The organism is Flavobacterium fluvii, assembly GCF_900129545.1.
Lineage (GTDB): Bacteria > Bacteroidota > Bacteroidia > Flavobacteriales > Flavobacteriaceae > Flavobacterium > Flavobacterium fluvii.
In genome coordinates, this window is sequence record NZ_FQWB01000001.1 from 471048 (window position 1) to 493490 (window position 22443).

General features: G+C 37.9%; 17 protein-coding genes. 8 read left to right on the top strand and 9 right to left on the bottom strand.

Annotated features, from left to right (window positions below; translation table 11 throughout):
• Nucleotides 1–6 precede the first annotated feature (6 nt).
• From amaB to BUC16_RS02015, 4 genes are all read right to left on the bottom strand, one after another.
• A complete protein-coding gene (gene amaB / locus BUC16_RS02000) occupies nucleotides 7–1560 on the bottom strand; it encodes an L-piperidine-6-carboxylate dehydrogenase (RefSeq protein ID WP_073367536.1) in 1554 nt (517 codons plus the stop codon).
• Nucleotides 1561–1980: 420 nt separating this feature from the next.
• Nucleotides 1981–2907: a magnesium transporter CorA family protein gene (locus tag BUC16_RS02005; RefSeq protein ID WP_073367537.1), complete on the bottom strand. Its 927-nt coding sequence runs from the start codon at nucleotides 2905–2907 to the stop codon at nucleotides 1981–1983.
• 254 nt (nucleotides 2908–3161) lie between these two features.
• The gene (locus BUC16_RS02010) at nucleotides 3162–3527 is read right to left on the bottom strand and encodes a hypothetical protein (RefSeq protein WP_073367539.1); all 366 of its coding nucleotides are present in this window, start codon (nucleotides 3525–3527) and stop codon (nucleotides 3162–3164) included.
• Between the two features lie 19 nt (nucleotides 3528–3546).
• Nucleotides 3547–4650 carry an endonuclease/exonuclease/phosphatase family protein gene (locus tag BUC16_RS02015; protein WP_073367541.1) on the bottom strand — a complete coding sequence of 368 codons (1104 nt, stop codon included), beginning with the start codon at nucleotides 4648–4650 and terminating at the stop codon, nucleotides 3547–3549.
• A 132-nt stretch (nucleotides 4651–4782) separates the two neighbouring features.
• Between BUC16_RS02015 and BUC16_RS02020 the strand changes: the two genes are divergently transcribed.
• From BUC16_RS02020 to BUC16_RS17860, 8 genes are all read left to right on the top strand, one after another.
• Nucleotides 4783–7545, top strand: coding sequence for a TonB-dependent receptor (locus BUC16_RS02020; RefSeq protein WP_073367542.1), 2763 nt, complete (start codon nucleotides 4783–4785; stop codon nucleotides 7543–7545).
• 12 nt (nucleotides 7546–7557) lie between these two features.
• Nucleotides 7558–8973, top strand: a complete 1416-nt coding sequence (locus BUC16_RS02025; RefSeq protein WP_141226058.1) for a DUF5689 domain-containing protein — start codon at nucleotides 7558–7560, stop codon at nucleotides 8971–8973.
• 369 nt (nucleotides 8974–9342) lie between these two features.
• Nucleotides 9343–10239, top strand: coding sequence for a S66 peptidase family protein (locus tag BUC16_RS02030; RefSeq protein ID WP_141226059.1), 897 nt, complete (start codon nucleotides 9343–9345; stop codon nucleotides 10237–10239).
• Nucleotides 10240–10357: 118 nt separating this feature from the next.
• Nucleotides 10358–10717, top strand: coding sequence for a YraN family protein (locus tag BUC16_RS02035; protein WP_073367545.1), 360 nt, complete (start codon nucleotides 10358–10360; stop codon nucleotides 10715–10717).
• 107 nt (nucleotides 10718–10824) lie between these two features.
• A complete protein-coding gene (locus BUC16_RS02040; protein ID WP_073367547.1) occupies nucleotides 10825–11481 on the top strand; it encodes an aspartate kinase in 657 nt (218 codons plus the stop codon).
• Between the two features lie 148 nt (nucleotides 11482–11629).
• Entirely contained in the window at nucleotides 11630–13144 is a 1515-nt protein-coding gene (locus BUC16_RS02045; RefSeq protein ID WP_073367548.1) for an L-lactate permease, read from the top strand.
• Between the two features lie 20 nt (nucleotides 13145–13164).
• On the top strand, nucleotides 13165–15276 hold the full coding sequence (locus tag BUC16_RS02050) for an FAD-binding and (Fe-S)-binding domain-containing protein (RefSeq protein WP_244534319.1): 2112 nt from the start codon (nucleotides 13165–13167) through the stop codon (nucleotides 15274–15276).
• A 2-nt stretch (nucleotides 15277–15278) separates the two neighbouring features.
• A complete protein-coding gene (locus tag BUC16_RS17860) occupies nucleotides 15279–15995 on the top strand; it encodes a heterodisulfide reductase-related iron-sulfur binding cluster (protein WP_244534320.1) in 717 nt (238 codons plus the stop codon).
• A 47-nt stretch (nucleotides 15996–16042) separates the two neighbouring features.
• Here BUC16_RS17860 and BUC16_RS02055 read toward each other — a convergent pair whose 3' ends face one another.
• The 5 genes from BUC16_RS02055 to BUC16_RS02075 form a co-directional block, all read right to left on the bottom strand.
• A complete protein-coding gene (locus tag BUC16_RS02055; RefSeq protein WP_244534321.1) occupies nucleotides 16043–16522 on the bottom strand; it encodes a PIN domain-containing protein in 480 nt (159 codons plus the stop codon).
• Nucleotides 16512–17294 (bottom strand): hypothetical protein, encoded by a 783-nt coding sequence (locus BUC16_RS02060; RefSeq protein WP_073367550.1) that lies wholly within the window; start codon nucleotides 17292–17294, stop codon nucleotides 16512–16514. Before BUC16_RS02060 ends, BUC16_RS02055 begins: the two co-directional genes overlap by 11 nt.
• A 129-nt stretch (nucleotides 17295–17423) precedes the next feature.
• Nucleotides 17424–20792, bottom strand: coding sequence for a transcription-repair coupling factor (mfd, locus tag BUC16_RS02065; RefSeq protein WP_073367551.1), 3369 nt, complete (start codon nucleotides 20790–20792; stop codon nucleotides 17424–17426).
• Nucleotides 20785–21396, bottom strand: coding sequence for a hypothetical protein (locus tag BUC16_RS02070; RefSeq protein WP_073367553.1), 612 nt, complete (start codon nucleotides 21394–21396; stop codon nucleotides 20785–20787). Before BUC16_RS02070 ends, mfd begins: the two co-directional genes overlap by 8 nt.
• Before the next feature lie 101 nt (nucleotides 21397–21497).
• Nucleotides 21498–22436, bottom strand: coding sequence for a DUF3078 domain-containing protein (locus BUC16_RS02075; RefSeq protein ID WP_073367555.1), 939 nt, complete (start codon nucleotides 22434–22436; stop codon nucleotides 21498–21500).
• Between the last annotated feature and the right edge of the window lie 7 nt (nucleotides 22437–22443).

Consider the following 22443-nt stretch of genomic DNA (forward strand, 5'->3'; position numbering starts at 1 on the left):
AGGAGGTTACAAATCAAATTTTATTCCTTGTGCCAAGGGCAAACTCGTGGTATAATTAATAGTGTTGGTTTGACGACGCATATAGATTTTCCAGGCATCGGAACCGGATTCTCGCCCGCCGCCCGTTTCTTTTTCACCTCCAAAAGCACCTCCAATTTCGGCTCCTGAAGTTCCAATGTTGACATTGGCAATACCACAATCAGAACCCGTAACCGACAAGAACAATTCGGCTTCGCGCAAATTATTGGTCATAATCGCAGATGAAAGTCCTTGAACCACGCCGTTTTGTATCTCGATGGCATTTTCTACCGAACCCGAATATTTCAACAAGTATAAAACTGGTGCAAAGGTTTCGTGCTGTACAATTTCGAAAGAATTCTCCGCTTCGACAATCGCCGGTTTTACATAACAACCACTTTCGTAACCTTCGCCAGAAAGTACTCCCCCTTTCACGACAATATTTCCTCCTTCTGCAACTACTTTTTCCAACGCTTTTGCATACATTTCAACAGCTTGTGTATCAATCAATGGGCCAACGTGATTTTTTTCGTCCAATGGATTTCCGATTTTTAATTGGCCGTAAGCCGAAACCAAAGCATCTTTTACTTTGTCATAAATACTTTCGTGAATAATCAAACGACGTGTCGAAGTACAACGTTGTCCTGCCGTACCCACAGCGCCAAAAACGGCTCCAATTATGGTCATTTTGATATCGGCATCCGGCGTCACGATTATCGAATTGTTTCCTCCCAATTCCAACAATGATTTTCCCAAACGCGCGGCAACAGCTTGCGCCACTATTTTCCCCATTCGAGTGGAACCTGTTGCGGAAATCAATGGAATTCGTTTGTCGTTTGCCATTAATTGCCCCACTTTATAATCCCCATTGATTAGACAGGAAATACCTTCCGGGAGATTGTTTTCCCTGATTACTTCGGCAATGATGTTTTGACAGGCAATGCCGCAAAGTGGCGTTTTTTCGGAAGGTTTCCAAACACAAACATCGCCGCATATCCAGGCCAAAGCCGTGTTCCAAGACCAAACCGCCACGGGAAAATTAAAGGCCGAAATGATGCCGACAATTCCCAAAGGATGGTATTGTTCATACATTCGGTGTCCTGGACGTTCCGAATGCATGGTGAGTCCGTGCAATTGGCGGGAAAGTCCCACGGCAAAATCGCAGATGTCTATCATTTCCTGGACTTCGCCATACCCTTCCTGCAATGATTTTCCCATTTCATAGGAAACGAGTTTACCCAAAGCTTCTTTATTTTTGCGTAATTTGTCTCCAAACTGCCGCACGATTTCGCCTCGTTGTGGTGCCGGAATTAATCTGAATATTTTGAAAGCTTCGGAAGCAGTTTGCATTACTTTTTCGTAATCGGCTTCTGAAGTTGTTTTTACTGATGCAATTAATTGTCCGTCAACCGGCGAATAACTTTCCAAAATTTCTCCGTTTGAAAAACTGTTAATTCCTGTTGAAGTTCCTTCGTTTATAGTTTTTATGCCAAGCTGGGCCAGAGCTTCTTTCATTCCGAATTGTTCTGCTATTGTTGTCATTGTAACTTTTTTTAGTACTAGTTATGGATTGATAAAGATATTACTTAAACACGAAACAGGATACAAATGGGTGAAATTTTAAATGACCTTGGAAAGGTCAAATGTTTATAGAAAAAGATGACGAGTCATGGTATTCGACCCCTACAAAGTCGCAGAAATTTCGACAATACATTCATTTCTATAAACATTAAAATCCTTTAGTCTAATGTCATTAAATTAAGACTTAGCCGTCACTTCGAGTGGTTTTTAATAGTAATGCGACAGCTTTACTATTAAAAAATGTATCGAGAAGCATGTTAATAGTAGCGTTCTCGATACATTTTATTAAAAAAAGCTATCGCATTTTTTAATAAAACACTCGAACAGACGAAGACGATTCCTTAACTTAAAGACATTGGATTAAATTCAACGGCAATTGAATCAGAACATATTCTTTTTCTTGAACAAAAACACTCCAAATATTGAGACTACTAAAGAAATTAATAGCACTATCCAAAATCCAAAATGATTGTCTTGCAAGTTGTTGGGCACGTTCATACCGTATAAACTGGCGATCAATGTGGGAATCATCAAAATGATGGAAATGGAAGTCAGCCTTTTCATGATGACGTTCAAATTGTTTGAAATTACCGAGGCATAAGCGTCCATCATTCCCGTCAAAATGTTGCTGTAGATGTTCGTGGTTTCTTCTGCCTGGCGCAATTCGATTTCCACATCTTCCAGCAATTCCGGGTCAAAAGTGTCTTTGTAATTTTTTAGATTCTTGATTCTGCGAAACAAAACATCATTGCCTTTTAAAGAAGTGATGAAAAACACCATACATTTTTCTATTTGAAGCAAGGCTTGCAGTTCTTCGTTTTTGATTGATTTTTCCAGGTTGTCTTCGGCCAGTTTGATTCGCTGGTTGATTTGTTTTAGGTGTTTCAGGAACCAAACGCTGGAGGACAAAAGCAATTTCAGGACTAAATCGAAATGGTCGTTTACGGTGATTTTTTTGCGTCTTGTATAAGCCACAAAGTCGGGAAGAATGTCGGTTTGGTGAAAACACAGCGAGACAAAGGTGTCGTCTTTGAACATCAAGCCCAATGGTGCCGTGTTGAAAGGCAGTTTGGCATCATTGCTCCTGAAAGGGATTCGGATGATAATCAGCGTCCAACCGTTTTCAATTTCGATACGTGGACGTTCGTCAATATCTTCGATGTCATTATAGAAATCTTCGGGAATTTGTAATTCTTTGAAAAGGAATTTGGTTTCTTCTTTTGTGGGACAAACTACGTTAATCCAGTCGTTTTCCTCAATTTTTTCGGTTTGAACAAACCCTTTGTTGTTTTTGTAATAAGTAATCATAATGTAAAGCGTTTTTTTAGAGAATAACGTTTACATTATGCAACGACTATTCCTGATTTTCTTTATTTTCCTTCGAATAATAATCGTCCATGGTGGATTTTTAATTTTTTGGCAAAAGTATGGTTTTAAATAGTAAAGAAATCTTAATTCTTTCTTAATTAAAAATTCAAAAGCACCATTTGTGATTATTTCGCATTTATAGGCGTTCCGAATTCTTTTAAATTACGGAGTTCCTTGTTTGAGAAATCAAGGTATCAGGATTTTTTTATGGTAATGCTTATGGGATTGTATATTTGCGGGATTTGTTTCGGGTCGTTTTTATAGGTGGTGATTTTCCCTTTTATATAAATTTCTTTATCCTTTAAATCTTCGATTTTTATGTTCAGTTTTTCGAGATAAAAGTTCGAAATCACGACGGTAAAAACACTTTCTGGATACGGTTTGTCTATGTTGATGTAATTGGTGTTTTTGCCTTCGGAGGCCAGTTTGAAGGAAACCACTTTTCCAAGAACACAGACTTCTTTGTCCATATATTCCTTGACCTTGGCAGTGGTGATGGTGTCTTGTGCCAAACAATTTAAAGAAAACGCCAGAACAAATACCAGTATTAAATTTTTCATTTTTTGTTGGAATTAGAAATTATTTGACCTCCTTGATTAAATAAATATAAACCGGAAAGTGGTCGCTGTAGCCTATTTCATTTTCGGAATGGCGCAAGGGATAACCGGCATAACGTCCAAATTTTTCTATCAGGAACGGCTTGTTGTAAATTCCGGCTTTCCAATATTGAAAAGTGGAAAAGTCGCTCTTGATCAAGGTTTCAGAAACCAGGATTTGGTCGAAAATATCTCCGGAATCCCTGTAAAACAAGGTTGCGTTTCCATCTTTGGCCATTTGTTCGAAAGGATTGTAAATACCAAATGGTTTGACTTCCGATTTTTTCAGTTTGGCTCCCAAGCCTTCTTTTACGCTTTTGTTGTAGGTTCCATCATTCAAATCGCCCATCAAAATAATTTTGGCATTTGGATTTACTTTATAAACAGAATCCATCACTTTTCGGGCCAATCTTCCTGCCGCTTCCCGAAACGGACTGCTTTTTTTCTCACCACCAGAACGGGACGGCCAGTGATTGACCATTATATTCACTTCTTCCCCGTCCAGAAATCCTGTTACCAATAGAATATCCCTTGTATAAACTCTGTTGTCCTTGCTAACTTCGATTTTGTCTTTGTCGGATTTGTCTTCTTCGGTTTCTTTTTCTTTTTCGTCATTGTTTCCTCTATAAATTATCAAGGGAATGTTGATGAAACTGGTCGGTTTAAAATATTTTTTTTGGTACAACAATCCCACATCAATGCCTCTTTTGTCGGGAGAATCAAAATGCACGATTCCATAATCGCTTTTAACAATATTGGGCTGTTTTACCAAGTCTTCGAGAACGCCACGGTTTTCGATTTCGGAGCATCCAATAAAAGTTGGCCCTTCTTTTTGTTGGTCGTTTGTCCCTATTTGCATCAAGACTCTGGAAAGGTTTTCCAGTTTTTGCTTGTATTTTTCAGAAGTCCAACGCTGCAATCCTTTTGGCAACCATTCTTCGTCAAAATTTGGATTGTTGATGGTGTCAAACAAGTTTTCGAAATTATAGAAGGCAACCGTATGCACGATGTATTTTTTCTGTTGTGCATTGACCGTAATTAATGAAGAAAAAACAAAGAAAACGACAATTAGACATTTTATTCTCATAGTTACATGTTATTTAAGTGTAAAGTTTAACAAAAACTTCAGAACAAATGTAGATAATAATAATTATAAATGTAAATTTGTCTTAGTCAAGAAATCATTATTTTTTGGCAAAATCTAAATCCCTTCTTATTTATGAAAAAAATTTTACTCAGTACATTATTTGTAATGCAAGTAGTCTTTGCTTTTGCGCAATCAGAAACGGGTGTCTCCGGAAAAGTGGTCGATTCTAAAACACAAAAACCAATGCAAAGCGTCATTGTTTCTGTACAAAACACCAATTTAATGCAGCTTACGGATGCAAGCGGAAAATTCTCTTTAGACAAAGTAGAACTTGGAAATCAATTGTTGCGTCTAAGAACCAATGGCTACAAAGACCAATTACTCCAGATTGAAATTATTGAAGGCAAAATATTGGATATGGGAACCATAGCTTTGGAAGAAGACTTGACCCAAGAAAAACAAATGACCTTGATTGCCATTACCGACAATGATTTGAGCGATGACAACAGTGGTTCAGAAAGTACTGCAGGATTGCTTCAGGCCTCAAAAGACGTTTTCCAACAAGCGGCGGCCTACAATTTTGGACAAGCCAGATTTAGTGTTCGTGGAATTGACAATGAATATTCGAATATTTTAATAAACGGGGTTTCGATGAATCGTGTCTCCGACGGAAGACCCCAATACAGCAACTGGGGCGGGCTGAATGATGCCACCAGAAATCAAGAGTTTACGGATGGTTCCAAACCTTCCGACTATTCTTTTGGAGGAATAGCGGGAACACAATATATCACGACAAGAGCTTCGGTTTACAGACCGGGAGCACGAATTTCGTTTTTGGGGACCAATACCAATTACAGCTACAGAGCTATGGCAACATATGCTTCGGGCATGGACAAAAACGGTTGGGCTTTTGTTATTTCTGGAGGAAGAAGGTGGGCTCAAGAAGGCTTTTTTGACGGAACCGATTATGCTGCCAATTCTTTGTTTGCCAGTATCGAAAAGAAAATCAACGACAATCACAGCATTAACTTCACCTCTATTTATGCACAAAACAGACGAGGAAAGAATTCGCCAAATACTCAAGAAGTTACCGATTTAACCAACTTTAAATACAATTCGTATTGGGGATATCAAGAAGGCGAGAAAAGAAATTCCAGAGTGAAAGATGTGGAAGAACCTATATTTACTTTAAGCCACTATTGGAAATTCAATTCTAAAACAAGGCTTCACACCAACCTTTCGTATCAATTTGGAGAAATTGGAAACAGCCGTATCGATTTTCAAAAAGCAGATAATCCAGATCCAAACTATTACAAAAAAATGCCAAGTTATTACACCACATTGTTTTCTTACGACGGTAATGGAAATGCCACCTACACACCAGATTATACCGCTGCCGAAACTGCAAAAACAAATTTCCTTGCCAATCCGCAAATGGATTGGACTGCAATGTATCGCATCAACAACGAAAATATTGCAAACGGAAGCCGCTATGTTTTGTATGAAGACAGGACAGACGACAAAACACTAATCGCCAACACGATACTTTCTTCCCAGTTGGCAGACAACATCGTCATGAATGCCGGAGGAAGTTTTACAAAATCAAAATCGGCAAACTTTCAAAATCTTTTAGATCTTTTGGGAGGAACCCATTTTAATGACATTGACACTTTTGGGACTGACCAAGACCAGCAACAACCCGATTTGAACAATCCAAATAGAATAGTTGGAGTAGGCGATAAATATGGTTATAACTACAATGTAAATGCCACCAAAATTGATGCCTTTACCCAATTTAAATTCACTTATGACAAAGTAGATTTTTACCTTGGACAATCTTTCACCAGAAGCTCTTATCAAAGAGAAGGATTATACAAAAACGGTTATTACCCAGACAATTCATTAGGGAAAAGCGAAAAGTTGAACTTTGACAATTTCGGATTCAAGGGAGGAGTTACTTATAAATTGACAGGACAACATTATTTTGATTTCAACGGAGTTTATATGTCAAAAGCACCCAACACGAAAGACGTTTTTCCTAATGCTCGTTTAAACAACGACACCACGGACAACATCACGAACGAAATCATAAAAAGTGCCGATGCCAGTTATATCATCAGAATGCCAAGTCTAAAAGCAAGATTCACGGCTTACTTCAATGAAACCGAAAACACGACGGATATTTCTTTTTATTATGCCGATGCAGTTAGTTTAGGAAATGGCGAATTTGTTTCTGAAGTGGTTACAGGCCAAAACAAAAGAAACAAAGGAGTTGAAGTTGGATTGGAATATCAAATTACCTCCACTATCAAAGCAACAGCAGTGGCTGCTTACGGAGAATATACGTACACCAACAATCCCAATTTGGTAATCCACGCAGATGGAGTAACTGAAGACATTTTCAACGGGAAAACCTATATGGAAGGTTATAAACAAGCCGGAATGCCGCAACAAGCTTATTCTGCCGGGTTGGAATATCGTGATCCAAAATTTTGGTGGATAGGAGCAAATGCTAATTATTTGTCCAATAATTATTTGGATGTTGCGCCATTAATAAGAACGTCACAGTATATTACGGAATCAGACCAAGCCAACTTTCCTTATGATGCGGCCCTATCGGCAAGTTATTTAGCCCAAGAAAAATTTGATGCCTTTACACTTGTCAACCTTGTGGGGGGAAAAACTTGGAGAATAAAAGAAAAAACATTGGGATTGTTTGCCAACGTCAACAATCTATTTGACATTCAATACAAAACCGGTGGATTCGAACAAGCAAGAAACGCTTCGTATAGCGAATTATACAAAGACCATCAAGGGCCAACTCGCGCTTTTGGTCCAAAATATTTTTACGGTTACGGAAGAACTTTTATGGTCAACATCTATTTAAACTTTTAAGAATTAAGCGTTATGAAAAATAAAATAAAAAATAGCTGCATCATCGCAATGTCAATTGGCTTGTTTTCAGGCTGTGTGAATGATACTTACGATACCCCGAAATTTGACACTTGCGTAGATCCCGGTTTAACCAAAACAAAGGAAGTTTCACAAATATATGCCGTGGCAATAAACCCTGTGGCTACTCCGCCAAGTGTAGTTCCGAACACACCAACCTACACCGCAGACGACATAATTGAAGCTTACGTAATTTCTAGCGACGAAGGTGGAAATTTCTATAAAAGCATGTACTTCCAGCCTACGGATGGTTCCAAGGGATTTAATCTTTCTGTGGACGAAGTGAATCTTTATACCAAGAACTTCCAACCCGGCAAAAAAGTGTTTCTAAAAATGAAAGGACTGGCTTATGGAAACCCTACCGACTTTGGTGTTGGGTTGATTTTTGGAGCAAAACCAACAGAGCAATATGACGTGGACAGACTGCCAACCCAGGAGTATCCGAAACACCTGATCGCTTCTTGTAATTCAGTAAGCGAAGATGCCATTGTTCATAAAATCACAATCGCTCAAGCAGTTAGCGGTGCTGCATTCTTGAATACTTTGGTAGAAATCGACAATGTACAATTTACCGATGAAGCCGCCGGCGGAACCTATGACTCCAACAGGGACGATGATTTCGATTCCAGTATTTTTGTTACAAACGGGACAACCAATCTAACCGTGAGAACCAGTAGATTTGCCAATTTTGCAGGTTATAAAGTTCCAACGGGTAAAGGAAAAATAAGAGGTGTATTGACCAAATACAATTCTACTTATCAAATTATCTTGAGAACGGAACGCGACGTGAACATGCCAAATCCTAGAGTTGATTATACTCCAGCACTTGTAGGCGTCAATTCTACTGTTTTCCCGGCAACCGTAAACGAAACTTTCGAAAGTTATACTTCAACTCCACAACAAAGTAATTTCCCAAATTATATCAATGATGCCGCAGTGGGTTCAAGATATTGGGCCGTAACGACATTTGGCGGCAACAAATACATCCAAATGACTTCGTTTGGTTCTGGCGGTGCAAACAATGCTTATTTATTTGTTCCGGTAAACATGACTACGGCAAGCAATTTTTCATTCAGATCCTGTATGGGATTCTGGGTTGGCGCCGTCTTGAAAGTATATTATGTCTTGGCTACTGATTATACTCCTGGAGGAAAAATAGATGTTGCCAAAATGACGAATATCACCTCCAACTTCACCATTCCAACAACGCCTACTTCAGGTTATGGAGCTACTTTTACGGCAAGTGGTAATTATGCCATTCCAGCAACCCTAACCGGAAATGGATATTTTGTGTTTGAATATGCAGGAAATGCAAACGCTTCCCCTGCCTTAACCACGACATTACAATTGGACAACATTTTAATAAATTAATTGTTGCAAAAAACAAATCCAAAAGGCTTCCATATCACGGGAAGCCTTTTTTATGCCTAAATTACATTTATTTTATATTAAGCCATATGGTATCTGTACAAGTCTTCATCAACGAATTGAAATTTATAGCTGCCAAAATCAATTCTGGAGATCAATCAATTGTTAAAAAATTCTTGTTGGAATAAGCTTCTTCACTTTAAAAAAAATATATTTGTATTGGATTCGGTTTATACTCAAGAGTAAATTAATTTGCATTTTTGAACTATGCGTACTATTCAATTTTTATACATAAATGGTAACGCTGTTTTTTATAAATTGCTAATCCTTGTTTTTATTTTTCAATCTGCCAATATTCAAGCTCAAACTACTATGATAACACCACCTTATTTACAAAAAGGAGACACCATCGCTATTGTGGCAACTGCCCGAAAAAATGTTGATGACAACCTGAAACCTACCATAGACTTATTGCATTCTTGGGGTTTGGAAGTCGTTATTGGGAGTACCATCGGATTGGACTTGAATCAATTGGCAGGAACCGATGAACAACGCGCAACCGATTTTCAACAGCAACTTGACAACCCAAATATCAAGGCTATTTGGTGTGCCCGTGGTGGATACGGTACCGTTCGAATGATTGACTTATTGGACTTTACCCAATTCAAACAACATCCAAAATGGATTGTTGGTTTTAGCGATGTAACCGTTTTGCACAACCACCTGAATACCATGGGCTACAAATCCATTCATGGCACCATGCCTATTAGTGTAGAAAAAACAGCTCCCGAATCTATAGCAACTTTAAAAATAGCCTTGTTTGGCGAAAAATTATCGTATCAAATCGATCCCTTCCCGATGAATCGTTACGGGAAAGCAACTGGCGAATTGGTGGGCGGAAACCTTTCTATTTTGTATAGTTTGTTTGGATCAAAATCGGCTATTGACTGTACCGATAAAATTTTGTTCATAGAAGATTTGGACGAATATCTTTATCACATTGACCGAATGATGATGAACCTGAAACGCAATGGTTGTCTGGAAAGCATCAAAGGAATTATTGTGGGAGGAATGACCAAAATGAAAGACAACGACATTCCTTGGGGGAAAAACGCCAATGAAATTGTGCAAGACATAACCCAAAAATACAATATTCCCATACTCTATAATTTCCCGGCAGGACACGTTCACGACAACAGGGCCTTGATTATGGGAAATACTGTGACTATGGATGTGAACGAGAATTGCAATACCTTGATTTTTGAATAATCTTTTTGCCACGAAGCCACAAAGGCGCAAATTTTATTTACAAACACAAAATCTGACCCGGGCGATAGCGAACTGGCGAAGCAAATCAAAATTCGTTAATCTTCAATCTAAAATCTAAATGGCCGAACACAACGAATTAGGAAAACTGGGCGAAGAATTGGCTGTTGAATTTCTTCAGAAAGAAGGCTATGAAATTCTGGAAACCAATTGGACGTTTCAAAAAGCCGAAATCGACATCATTGCCCAAAAAGAAAATACCCTTGCCATCGTTGAAGTAAAGACCCGTTCATCCCTGGAATTTGGTTTGCCGCAGGATTTTGTAAAACCCAAAAAAATCCAACTTTTGGTAAAAGCCGTAAACGAATACGTAGTTTCTGAAAATATAGATGTTGACGTCCGTTTTGACATTATTGCCATTCATAAAGAGGGCAAATCTTTTGTAATTGAACACCTTATAAATGCTTTTTATCATTTTTAACAAAAAAATTTAATGTTATATTTGTAACAAATTGTTTTTTATGTATCTTTGCCTAGATTTTTAAACCAAAAACTAAGTACAAACTACGTAAAAACACCTATTTTGCTATGAAAACAGTTTCCTCCATTGTAGAAAATTATATTAAAACCAAGCCTTTTCTACTGAACGCCCTGTCGTTAGGAATAATCAATTTGACCTCTTTGTCCAGAAACATCATGGTCGAATTAGAAAGTGAATTTGGCAAAGAAGTGAAACAAGGCGCTGTTGTCATGGCTTTAAAAAGACTGACCGAAGAATTGGACTTTAGACTCAATCACAAAATCAATAAAGTAATCAAGAATATTGGCGAAATTACCGTTCGTTCCGCATTGACGGATTATACCTTTGCGGCTTCGGATACCGTTTTGAACAAACAAGCCGATTTGATCACCGACATCGATACCTTTTCGGATATATTTTATACGTCATCAAGAGGCGTGAACGAAACCAATATTGTGGTTAGCAACACCGTCAATCATTTGGTTGACAAACATTTTGCCAACGAAAAACTGATTCAAAAACTGGAAAACCTGGCTTCTATTACGGTAAAATTGCCTAAAGAGAACATTGTTGTTCCCGGGATTTATTATTTCATTTTCCAACGTTTGGCTTGGGAAGGAATCATCATCAATGAGGTAATTTCGACTTCCAACGAATTCACAATTTTGGTAAGCGAAAATGAAGTAGATGTTGCTTTCAAGGTAATCAAGGATTTAAAAAATTAAGATTTACTTTTTATATTTCAAAGGCGAAGCTCACAAAGTTTCGCCTTTTTTATTGCTATTTATCCGAATAAAATATTAAAAATGAGTTTGTTATGTTATTTTTTTTATTAATTTTAATAGACTAATTTTTTTATTAAAATTTATTACTATGGATTACTTAGCTATTTTCCTCGCCTTGACTCCAGTTTTTCTTTTAATAATTCTTCTAGGATTTCTCAAAGTTCCCGGTGACAAAAGCGCTTTATACACTTTAATAGTCACGATTCTTCTGGCGGCATTAGGGTTTAATTTCTCAACATCTTCAATAGGACTTTCAATAGTTTTTGGTACGCTAAAAGCTATTTTTCCCATCATTTTAATCATTATAATGGCTATTTACAGCTATAATGTACTGGTTTTTACAAAAAAAATGGAAGTCTTAAAATTTCAATTCTCCAATATTTCTACCGACAAGACCATTCAGGTTTTATTATTGACTTGGGGTTTTGGCGGATTGCTGGAAGGAATGGCTGGTTTTGGCACTGCCGTGGCGATTCCTGCTGCTATTCTAATTGGTCTTGGATACAAACCGCTATTTTCGGCATTGGTCAGTTTATTGTCCAATAGTGTTCCCACCGCTTTTGGAGCTGTTGGAATACCCGTAAAAGCAATCGCTATTGAAATTGGCCACTCCGATTTGCAAAGTTTGGGAAGCGAAGTTGTTTTCCAATTAATCCCCTTAATGGTTATTATTCCTTTTATCATTGTATTCCTGACGGATTCCAGTTTAAAATCACTACCCAAAAATATTGCCTTAAGTTTGGTTGTGGGTATTGTTTCCATTGCTGTGCAATATTATTCGGTTATCTATATCGGTATAGAAACACCTGCTGTTTTGGGAAGTATTGCCTCAATCATTGTAATTGTCATTTGGGCAAAAATAGCCACTAAAAAAGACGACAACGCAGCCTTGGAACGCAAAAGCACCAAAGAGATTATCAACGCTTGGGCTGTTTATGGCTTAATTCTGTTTTTCATTATTGGTACTAGTCCGTTATTGGGCAGTTTTAGAGGTTTTCTGCAATCTATCGCTGCAACCCCTATACACCTTACCATTGAAGGAGTCGAAAAAACCGTCAAGATTTTTTGGCTGACGGATGGTGGCGTTTTATTGTTTCTGGGTTCAGTAATAGGTGGATTGTTGCAAGGAGCAAAGTTCAAGGAATTGATGGAAGTGCTTTGGAAATCAATCCTTCAATTAAAGAAAACATATATAACCGTAACCAGCCTTATTGTTCTGTCCACCATAATGGATTTATCCGGCATGATCGTGGTATTGGGAACCGCCATCGCCACGGCAACAGGTGCTTTTTATCCCTTATTTGCGCCGGCAATTGGTTGTTTAGGTGCATTTCTAACAGGAAGCGACACCTCTTCCAATATATTATTTGGTAAACTTCAAGCCCATGTTGCCAATCAAATTGGAGGTGAACCAAGTTGGTTTGCGGCCGCCAATACCGTTGGAGCCACTGGCGGAAAAATCATCTCTCCCCAGAGTATTGCCATTGCAACTTCGGCATGTAATCAACAAGGAAAAGAAGGAGAAATTATGAAAAAAGCACTACCTTATGCCATATTATATATAATTGTCGCCGGTTTAATGGTGTATTTCTTTGGAAAATAAACTTTTAAAATACAAATGCTATGTTATCGCCTTCTTATCAAAAGTTAAACGACGTTTTATCGGTATCGATTGATCCCAAACGTATTTTGACCAATCCTTTGCAAACCCTTGCTTATGGAACCGATGCCAGTTTTTACAGACTTATTCCAAAAATCGTAATTCTGGCCCACAACGAAGCCGAGGTCATCGAAATTATAAAACAAGCCAAAGCACTGGATATTGCTTTGACATTCCGTGCTGCAGGAACCAGTTTGTCCGGTCAGGCCATTACGGATTCGGTTTTGGTTGTTGCCACCCACGGCTGGAAAAACCAGGAAATTTTCGACAACAATCAAAAAGTAAAACTCGAACCCGGTATTATAGGAGCCAAAGCCAATATTTTTCTGGCGCCTTATGGTTTGAAGATTGGACCCGATCCCGCCTCAATAGGTGCTTGCATGATTGGCGGAATAGTGGCCAACAACGCCAGCGGAATGTGTTGCGGAACAGCACAAAACTCTTATCAAACCATAGCCGATATTCGGATTGTTTTGCACGATGGAACCGTTCTTGACACCGCCGACGCGAAAAGCGTTGACGCTTTCAAAAAAAACCAACCTGCCTTAATTCAGGAAATTGAAAGTTTGAGAGATACCATTAAAAGCGATGAAACGCTTTACCATCAAATCAAAAATAAATTCAAGATAAAAAACACGACGGGCTACAGCATCAATGCCTTGGTTGATTATCAAGATCCCATCGACATCATCAAACATTTGATGGTGGGTTCTGAAGGAACTTTGGCATTTATCTCCTCTGTAACTTTCAAAACGGTCATTGACGAAAAACACAAATCCTGTTCATTGATTTTTTTCAACACGATTCAGGATGCCTGCAATGCCACTATTTTATTGAAATCTGCTCCCGTGTCGGCCGTTGAACTTTTGGACAGAGAATCTATTCGTTCTGTAGAAAATGACACTGACTCACCAGAATATTTCAAAACATTGCCCGAATCAGCTTGTGCCCTATTGGTAGAATGCCGTGACAATGATTCGGCTACTTTAAAAGAAAAACAAGCTGCCATCAGACTGCAGATTCAGTCCATTCCCACTTATACGGATTATGAATTTACGAGCGATCCAAAACAATACAATTTTAACTGGAAAGCCCGAAAAGGACTTTTGCCAACGGTTGGCGGACTTCGAAAAAACGGAACCACGGTTATCATAGAAGACGTTGCCTTCCCTTTGCCACAACTGGCCGATGCTTGTTTGGAATTGAAGGATTTGTTCAAAAAATTCGAATACCATGATGCTGTTTTGTTTGGCCACGCCTTGGAAGGAAACCTGCATTTTGTTTTCTCGCAAGACTTTTCGAACCAAGCCGAAGTGGACCGTTACGAAAAACTGATGTCTGAATTGGCTATTTTGGTTGTGGATCGTTTTAACGGCTCCCTAAAAGCCGAACACGGAACAGGTCGCAACATGACGCCTTTTGTGGAAAAAGAATGGGGAGCTACTGCCTATGACATCATGAAACGCATCAAAAACATTTTTGACCCCAATAATAAAATAAACCCAGACGTAATAATCAATACCGATCCCAAAGCACATCTCAAAAATTTAAAACCGCTGCCGGAATGCAATGATATTGTCGACAAATGTATGGAATGTGGTTTTTGTGAACCGCATTGCGTATCCGAAGGATTGACTTTGTCTCCACGCCAACGTATCGTGATTGCACGAGAAATTAGCCGTTTAGAAGAAACAAATGACGACCCGCAACGATTGGCCGACATCCGAAAAGACGTAACCTATCAGCTGGACGAAACCTGTGCCACCGATGGACTTTGTGCCTTGGCTTGCCCGGTACATATCGATACAGGAAAATTTGTGAAAACTTGGCGTGCCAAAGAACTGGATTCGGGCGATAAAAAAATGGCCGCTTATATTGGTTCCCACATGGCAGGAACCACGTCAATGGTAAGAACCGGATTGAAAATCGTTTCCTTTTTTCACTCCATTTTCGGAAACACCATCATGACGGCATTGTCCAATGTCTCCCATTTTATCACCTTTGGAAAAGTTCCGAAATGGATTCCCGAAATGCCAAAAGGAGCCCATAAAATAAACACGAATCAAAAGCATTAAAAATGAATACAACCGCTGATTTAAAAGTCGTTTACTTCCCGTCCTGCATCAACAGAAGTATGGGCAAAAATAGTTTTCAAGACTCGGATGATCTTCAATTGACTGAACTAACGCATCAATTATTGGTTCGTGCCGGATTTACGATAATTTATCCCGAATCCGTGGACACGCATTGTTGTGGCATGCCTTTTTCGAGCAAAGGTTTTGCCGAAGCCAATCACGAACAATCCAGCGCCTTGGAAACAACCCTTTTGAAAGCTTCTGAAAACGGCAAATATCCCGTTTTGTATGATATGAGTCCTTGTTTTTACCACTCAAAAGAAGAATTTTCGAAAACCTTGAAAATTGTGGATCCGATCGAATTCATGCTGGATTACGTGATGCCGCAATTGGTTGTAAAAAACAAAAAAGATACCGTGGCGGTTTTCCCGGTTTGTTCGGTTAAAAAAATTGGAAAGACAGAACAATTGGTGGCTTTGTCCAAACTATGCGCCGATAAAGTTACCCTTATTGACAGCAATTGTTGTGGATTTGCCGGAGACAGAGGTTTTCTGATTCCTGAATTGAACGAACACGGTTTGCGCGAATTAAAAGCGCAAATTCCTGCCAATTGCAAAGAAGGTTATTCCACCAGCAGAACCTGCGAAATTGGTTTTGAAAAAATGAGCGGCATTGATTTTAAATCTATTTTTTATTTGGTAGATGAAGTGACGAGGTAGAGGGAAAACTAATTACAAACTCAGCAATCAGTTCGAAAAACTTTACTTTACAAATCTAAAATACCAAAAGTTTCATTATGAGGAATATGTAAATCAATAAAAACAAACTTGGGTTTAGTTTCTTCTTTCAGAAGATTATATATTTTCAAACTTTCCGAATCCGACGAAAGATAATATTCAACCGTTTTTTCACAATCTGCTTGAGAAAATAATTTAGTGTCGTTTGGAATTATATTTCTTTCGTTTAGTTTAAGTTTTCCTTTATTTTGAAATACAATTCTAGCAAATTCTCCAGTTCTTTTTGAGTGATCTAAATTAAAAGGAACAATCTGTAAATTTTTTAAAGGTAGTTCATAGATATCTCCACCAACACAATACTCTGCAATCGAAATAGTTGAAATCATCATTGTTATTTCCTCCTTTAAGAAATAACGAAAATATCCATCAGCATTTTTAAATAAAGAATCCTCATCGTTTAGAAATCTTATAAAAAAGCTGGTATCAAGTAAAACAGATTTATGCATCATATCCTCCTCTAATTTCTTTTAACCAATCGTCTGGATTAATTTCATTTAACCAAGATTTTTTTGCTTTTTCACGAAGTCCTTTGAGATATAAATCATCATATTTTGGCTGATAATCAACTAATTCAATGAATTTTAATGTTGTAGTGTCTATTTCACCTGTTGAAGAATGTTGTTTTCCTAAAGCTCTAATTCCAAGTGATTTATAAAGCAAATTTTCTTCATAATCTTCCAAAAAACTTATTGGAGTTTGAACTCGAATTGTCCCAAGTTCTGATGTAAGAATATGGATATTAGCTTTATCCTTACCTCCAGCATTAGTTATTTTACCATAAAAATAAAATTCTGCATCAGCCCAGATTGCTTCTGTTCTAATATACCTAGTAGTTCTATCAACTTTCACTTCATTAGTGTTTTCCAATGAAGTTTTTATGCTAAAAATATAATCTTTCTTTATCGCAATGTTTTGTAGATTTTCAAATGCTTTTGCTGTTGACAAATCAAGAAAATCAATATCTTGAACATTATTAACTTGTCCAATTATAGCGTTAAATCCTATAATGAATTGTATCGAAGTTTTAAGTATATGCTTTACAGAACCTTGCTCTATATTGTAACTAATTATTGGCCTTTCTTTTTTATCGCCAGGATAAAGTAAGTTTTCAGCATTTTCAAGAATAGAAATTATCTCCCTAATGTCATAATTATCAGGGGATAGTTCTATATTTCCTTTTGAACCAGTAATTCTAATCTCTATGTGTCCTATTTTTTCCACGTAGCAAATTAACAAATTAAATTCTTAAAACTGTGAGACTTGTGTTAAAAGTTTATTTTTAATCATTTTAAAATTGAATTCTAATGACGTTCGACTTCGTTAAAAAATCCTAAAAAAACTTTGAATTTATTATTTATCCCCACCCAACATCTCCATCAACTCCAAAGCTCTTCTTGTAGTTTTCACATTATCAAAAGTCAATAAAAGACGTAATCCTGCTGGCGTTTGCTTTTCTTTCATTACACAAATATTGCTGTTTTTTTGAACAAACTGAATCACTTTATGAAAGCGGTTTGAAGTATAATAATCCGATTGTTGGTCGGACACAAAATAGCCAATCATCTTGCCTTTTTTCATCACCAGTTTTTCTATTCCCACTTTGGTGGCAACCCATTTGATGCGAATGCTGTTCATTAAAGCCAATGCTCGCGGTGGCATTGGACCAAAACGGTCAATCAGTTTATTTTGGAAGACGATTAATTCCTCTTCGTTGGTCACGTTGCCCAATTCGTTATATAAACTCAAACGTTCCGTAACATTATTGATGTATTCGTCTGAAAACAACAACTCAAAATCGGTGTCGATTTGCAGATCTTTCACGTATTCTTTCTCTACTCCGCTATCCTCGTTTTCATACAAATCCTTGAATTCGTTTTCCTTCAATTCATCGATAGCCTCATTCATAATTTTTTGGTAGGTGTCAAAACCAATTTCGTTGATAAAACCGCTTTGTTCGCCTCCCAATAAATCTCCCGCACCACGAATTTCCAAATCTTTCATCGCAATATTGAAACCGCTTCCCAATTCCGAGAATTGTTCCAATGCCTGAATACGTTTTCGGGCATCATCCGTCATCGCCGAATAGGGCGGACAAATAAAATAACAAAACGCTTTCTTGTTGCTACGCCCTACCCGACCTCGCATTTGATGCAAATCAGAAAGTCCAAAATTATTGGCATTGTTGATGAAAATGGTATTCGCATTTGGAACGTCCAATCCACTTTCGATGATAGTTGTCGCAACCAAAACATCAAATTCACCGTTCATAAAAGCCAGCATCAATTCCTCCAATTTACTGCCTTCCATTTGGCCGTGACCAATTCCCACTCGGGCATCAGGAACCAAACGCTGAATCATTCCTGCCACTTCCTTGATGTTTTCGATTCGATTATTGATAAAGAAAACCTGTCCGTTCCGCTGTATTTCATACGAAATCGCATCCCGAATCAGCTCTTCGCTAAAACCAACAACGTTCGTCTCTATTGGATAACGATTGGGCGGAGGCGTTGTAATTACGGACAAATCGCGTGCCGCCATCAACGAAAACTGCAAAGTTCTAGGAATTGGCGTTGCTGTTAATGTCAAGGTATCGACATTGGCAGCGATGGTTTTTAGTTTGTCTTTTACGTTTACGCCGAATTTCTGTTCTTCGTCCACAATCAGCAATCCGAGGTTTTTGAAAACCACATTTTTGTTGACCAATTGATGTGTTCCTATAACAATATCGAGTTTTCCTTCGGCCAATTGTTTGAGGGTTTCTGCTTTTTGTTTGGCTGTTCTGAAACGATTCAAATAACCGACAGAAACAGGCATGTCTTTCAACCTTTCGGTAAAAGTTCTATAATGTTGGTACGCCAAAATTGTGGTAGGAACCAGAACCGCCACTTGCTTGGAATTGTCCACCGCTTTGAAAGCGGCACGAATCGCCACTTCGGTTTTCCCAAAACCTACGTCTCCACAAACCAAGCGATCCATCGGCCGGTCGCTTTCCATATCGGCTTTGACTTCCGCTGTTGATTTGTTTTGGTCGGGAGTATCTTCGTAGATGAAAGAACTTTCCAATTCGTTTTGCAAATAACTGTCGGGTGCAAACTGGAATCCTTTTTCCAATCGGCGTTTGGCATACAATTGAATCAAATTGAACGCAATATGTTTGACACGAGCCTTGGTTTTCTGCTTTAGAATTTTCCATGCATTCGAACCTAATTTATAAATTTTAGGTGGTGTCCCGTCTTTTCCATTGTATTTCGAAATTTTGTACAGCGAATGAATACTCACATATACAATATCATTATCGGCATAAACGAGCTTGATGGCTTCCTGGGTTTTGCCTTCCACCTGAATTTTTTGCAAACCACCAAATCGTCCAATTCCGTGATCGATGTGCGTTACATAATCGCCAACCGTCAAAGTTGTAAGCTCTTTTAAAGTGATATTTTGCTTCTTCGAAACATTACTTTTGATGCTGAATTTATGATACCGTTCAAAAATCTGGTGATCGGTATAACAAACAATCTGATTTTCTTCATCAATGAAACCTTGGTACAAAGGCAAAACAATCGTGTTGTATTGCTTGCGAATATTCTCTGAGTTTTCCTCGTCCAAGGATTCAAAAATATCGTGAAACCTTTTGGCTTGGGCATCATTCGAAGAAAATAAATAATTTTGGTAACCATTGAAATGATTGTCGTTCAAATTGTTCAACAACAAATCAAATTGTTTGTTGAACGACGGTTGCGGCTTGATGTGAAAATCGAATGCCGTTTTGGTTCTGTAAATCGCTTTTGAACTTAATTCAACAACCGTAAAATCCAAACTTTTCTTGATGAATTCTGTCTGATTCAGAAACAATTGGTTTGGTGCCACGTGATTTACCGTTGCATTCAGATTTTCGAAAATTTCATTGGCTTTTCCAAATAATTTATCCAAAACTGAAAAAAGCAAATCAGTATTCTGGATAAAAATAACCGTTTGATTATTGATGTATTCCAAAAAACTTTCACGATTTTCCTGAAAGAATTTATTCTCCACATTGGGAATAATGGTGATTTTCTTTTGCTTTTCGATAGACAATTGTGTTTCCACGTCAAAGCTTCGAATGCTGTCGACTTCGTTGCCAAAAAACTCAATTCGGTACGGATTATCATTCGAAAAAGAAAACACGTCGACAATTCCTCCACGAACCGAAAACTCGCCTGGTTCCGTAATAAAATCGACTCTTTTGAATTCGTATTCAAACAAAACTTCATTGATAAAATCAATCGAAATTTGGTCACCAACAGCCACTTTCAAAGTGTTTTTATCCAACTCCTTTCGGGTAACCACTTTTTCGAAAAGTGCTTCAGGATAAGTAACAATAATTGCAGGTTTCTTGCGGGAATTGATGCGGTTCAATACTTCTGCACGAAGCAGGACATTCGCATTGTCGGTATCTTCAATTTGGTACGGACGACGATAGGAACCCGGATAAAAAAGCACATCCTCATCACCAATCATCTGCTCCAAATCATTCAGATAATAAGCAGCTTCTTCCTTGTCATTCAGGATAAGCAAGAATGGTTTCTCCGTTTTTTTGAAAAGCGATTGCACCACAAACGAAAGCGATGAACCTATCAATCCATTCAACTGGATTTTTTGTTCGGCTTGTTGCAAACTATCGACAATTTGCCTGATTTTTGGCGAATTATCGTAGATCGAATATAGAATTTTTTTACTCAATGCGGGCTGTGTTTGGGTCTGGTTGTAATTGTGGCGTATTTGGAATCGCTCTTGTAGTGTCCAGCATTCTCAATAATTCTGACTCTCCTTCTTCAAGTGGAATTTTGCTTTTTTGAACAATTTTGTCCATTTGATTTTGCAAAGACACCAATTCGGTGTTGATTTCAGGAATCAAGGCAACCACTTTCTGGTCTGGAATGTCTTTCAAATGAATATATAAATCCATCATTCGCACCTTGGTAATCAAGATGGCAATTCTGGCCTTGAATTGAGGTTTGTCAAAATTTACTGGAACATTAGTGTTCAGCGCCATCACTTTCTTGGAAATTTCGGCTGATTTATCCTGGAAGGCACGAATGGTTTTCTTGGGTTTTTGCTCTAATTCGGACAGGAACATACGCCACTCGCTCCAACCTGAAGCCGTGGAACGTGAGGTTTCATTAACAGGATTGGCATTAAAAACCCAGGCTTTATTGATATTCGAAAAAATGACTTCCTTCTTTTGTGCATCTTTCTTGTTTTCGGCAAGGCGCTTTTGGTTTTCGTTTTTACAGGAATTTAAAACAAAAAGCAGGGAAAGAAGATATAAATATTTAAATTTCATTTCGATTTCATTAGGGCGCAAAGTTACAAATAAAGCGTACACAATAAAAAAACTATGCACGGAAGTACATAGTTTTCACATAATTTTATCAGTACCCGTTTTTAGTTAAAAAAGCTGTAATTAACTCCTACACCAAATACTTCCTTGGTTTGGAAACCTGCAAAAGCATCATCATCATATATCGCTTGAAAATTCAAATTGGCCGACAACACTTTATTGATTTTCATTACTATGTTTAAGGTGTAATTAATGTCAATGTTTTGTGGTTTTTCCAAGTAATTAGAATATAAATTCAAAAGGTTTTCTGCCGAAACATTTTCCATTATATTGAATTTATAATAAGCCGTGGCATTGAATCCCAGTTGGTACAACACACTTTTATTGGCATCAACCCCAAAATAACTGTTGTTTAAATAGCCCGGAATTGAAGTGTAGAAACTGTCCACAAAAGTGAACTTGGATGTTAGTGGCGCAAAATTGAGCTTCAAATTCTCGTTCTTTTTCCAATACATACCAGGGCCAAAGAGCAGATAACCCGGCGACATAAAATTGGTGTTTTCTTGTCTTATTTCAGCACCATTCACGTCTTTTGAATAAACATAGCCTTTCGTGAATTGGGTTCTAAAATTGGCCAAAAACGAATAATACCAATAACCATTGGTTCTTTGGGCTACTATGGAATTGATTTCGATTTGGTCGTCGGTTTTCTTTTCAAAACTGGCGTTTTGCGTTTGAAGCACTCCATAGGAAGCCAAAATCCTGTTTTCCCAACTAAATTTGTCTTTTTTATAATCGATTTTATAATCCAAGCCCAAATTTCCGGAAAAACTATTTTCTCCTCCGGCAACCCAATTATTGAAGTTGGCTTGGTTAAAAAGGAAGGTAACTTTACCTTGGTATTTCCAACCACCCTTGATAGTGTCGTCTATAATTTTGGCCGCCTCTTCGGTTTTTTTGATTAACTCTTTCTCTGCCGCAGTTTGGGCGTAAATTTTAGTTGAAAGTCCCAACAAAAGTCCTAATAGAATTATCTTTTTCATTGTAAGA

Coding starts and splice junctions, on each gene's coding strand:
- BUC16_RS02070 (WP_073367553.1), bottom strand. CDS start 21,396: ATGAAATTTAAATATTTATATCTTCTTTCCCTGCTTTTTGTTTTAAAT.
- BUC16_RS02015 (WP_073367541.1), bottom strand. CDS start 4,650: ATGAGAATAAAATGTCTAATTGTCGTTTTCTTTGTTTTTTCTTCATTA.
- BUC16_RS02045 (WP_073367548.1), top strand. CDS start 11,630: ATGGATTACTTAGCTATTTTCCTCGCCTTGACTCCAGTTTTTCTTTTA.
- BUC16_RS02010 (WP_073367539.1), bottom strand. CDS start 3,527: ATGAAAAATTTAATACTGGTATTTGTTCTGGCGTTTTCTTTAAATTGT.
- BUC16_RS02020 (WP_073367542.1), top strand. CDS start 4,783: ATGAAAAAAATTTTACTCAGTACATTATTTGTAATGCAAGTAGTCTTT.
- BUC16_RS02005 (WP_073367537.1), bottom strand. CDS start 2,907: ATGATTACTTATTACAAAAACAACAAAGGGTTTGTTCAAACCGAAAAA.
- BUC16_RS17860 (WP_244534320.1), top strand. CDS start 15,279: ATGAATACAACCGCTGATTTAAAAGTCGTTTACTTCCCGTCCTGCATC.
- amaB (WP_073367536.1), bottom strand. CDS start 1,560: ATGACAACAATAGCAGAACAATTCGGAATGAAAGAAGCTCTGGCCCAG.
- BUC16_RS02040 (WP_073367547.1), top strand. CDS start 10,825: ATGAAAACAGTTTCCTCCATTGTAGAAAATTATATTAAAACCAAGCCT.
- BUC16_RS02050 (WP_244534319.1), top strand. CDS start 13,165: ATGTTATCGCCTTCTTATCAAAAGTTAAACGACGTTTTATCGGTATCG.
- BUC16_RS02030 (WP_141226059.1), top strand. CDS start 9,343: ATGATAACACCACCTTATTTACAAAAAGGAGACACCATCGCTATTGTG.
- BUC16_RS02025 (WP_141226058.1), top strand. CDS start 7,558: ATGAAAAATAAAATAAAAAATAGCTGCATCATCGCAATGTCAATTGGC.
- BUC16_RS02035 (WP_073367545.1), top strand. CDS start 10,358: ATGGCCGAACACAACGAATTAGGAAAACTGGGCGAAGAATTGGCTGTT.
- BUC16_RS02075 (WP_073367555.1), bottom strand. CDS start 22,436: ATGAAAAAGATAATTCTATTAGGACTTTTGTTGGGACTTTCAACTAAA.
- BUC16_RS02055 (WP_244534321.1), bottom strand. CDS start 16,522: ATGATGCATAAATCTGTTTTACTTGATACCAGCTTTTTTATAAGATTT.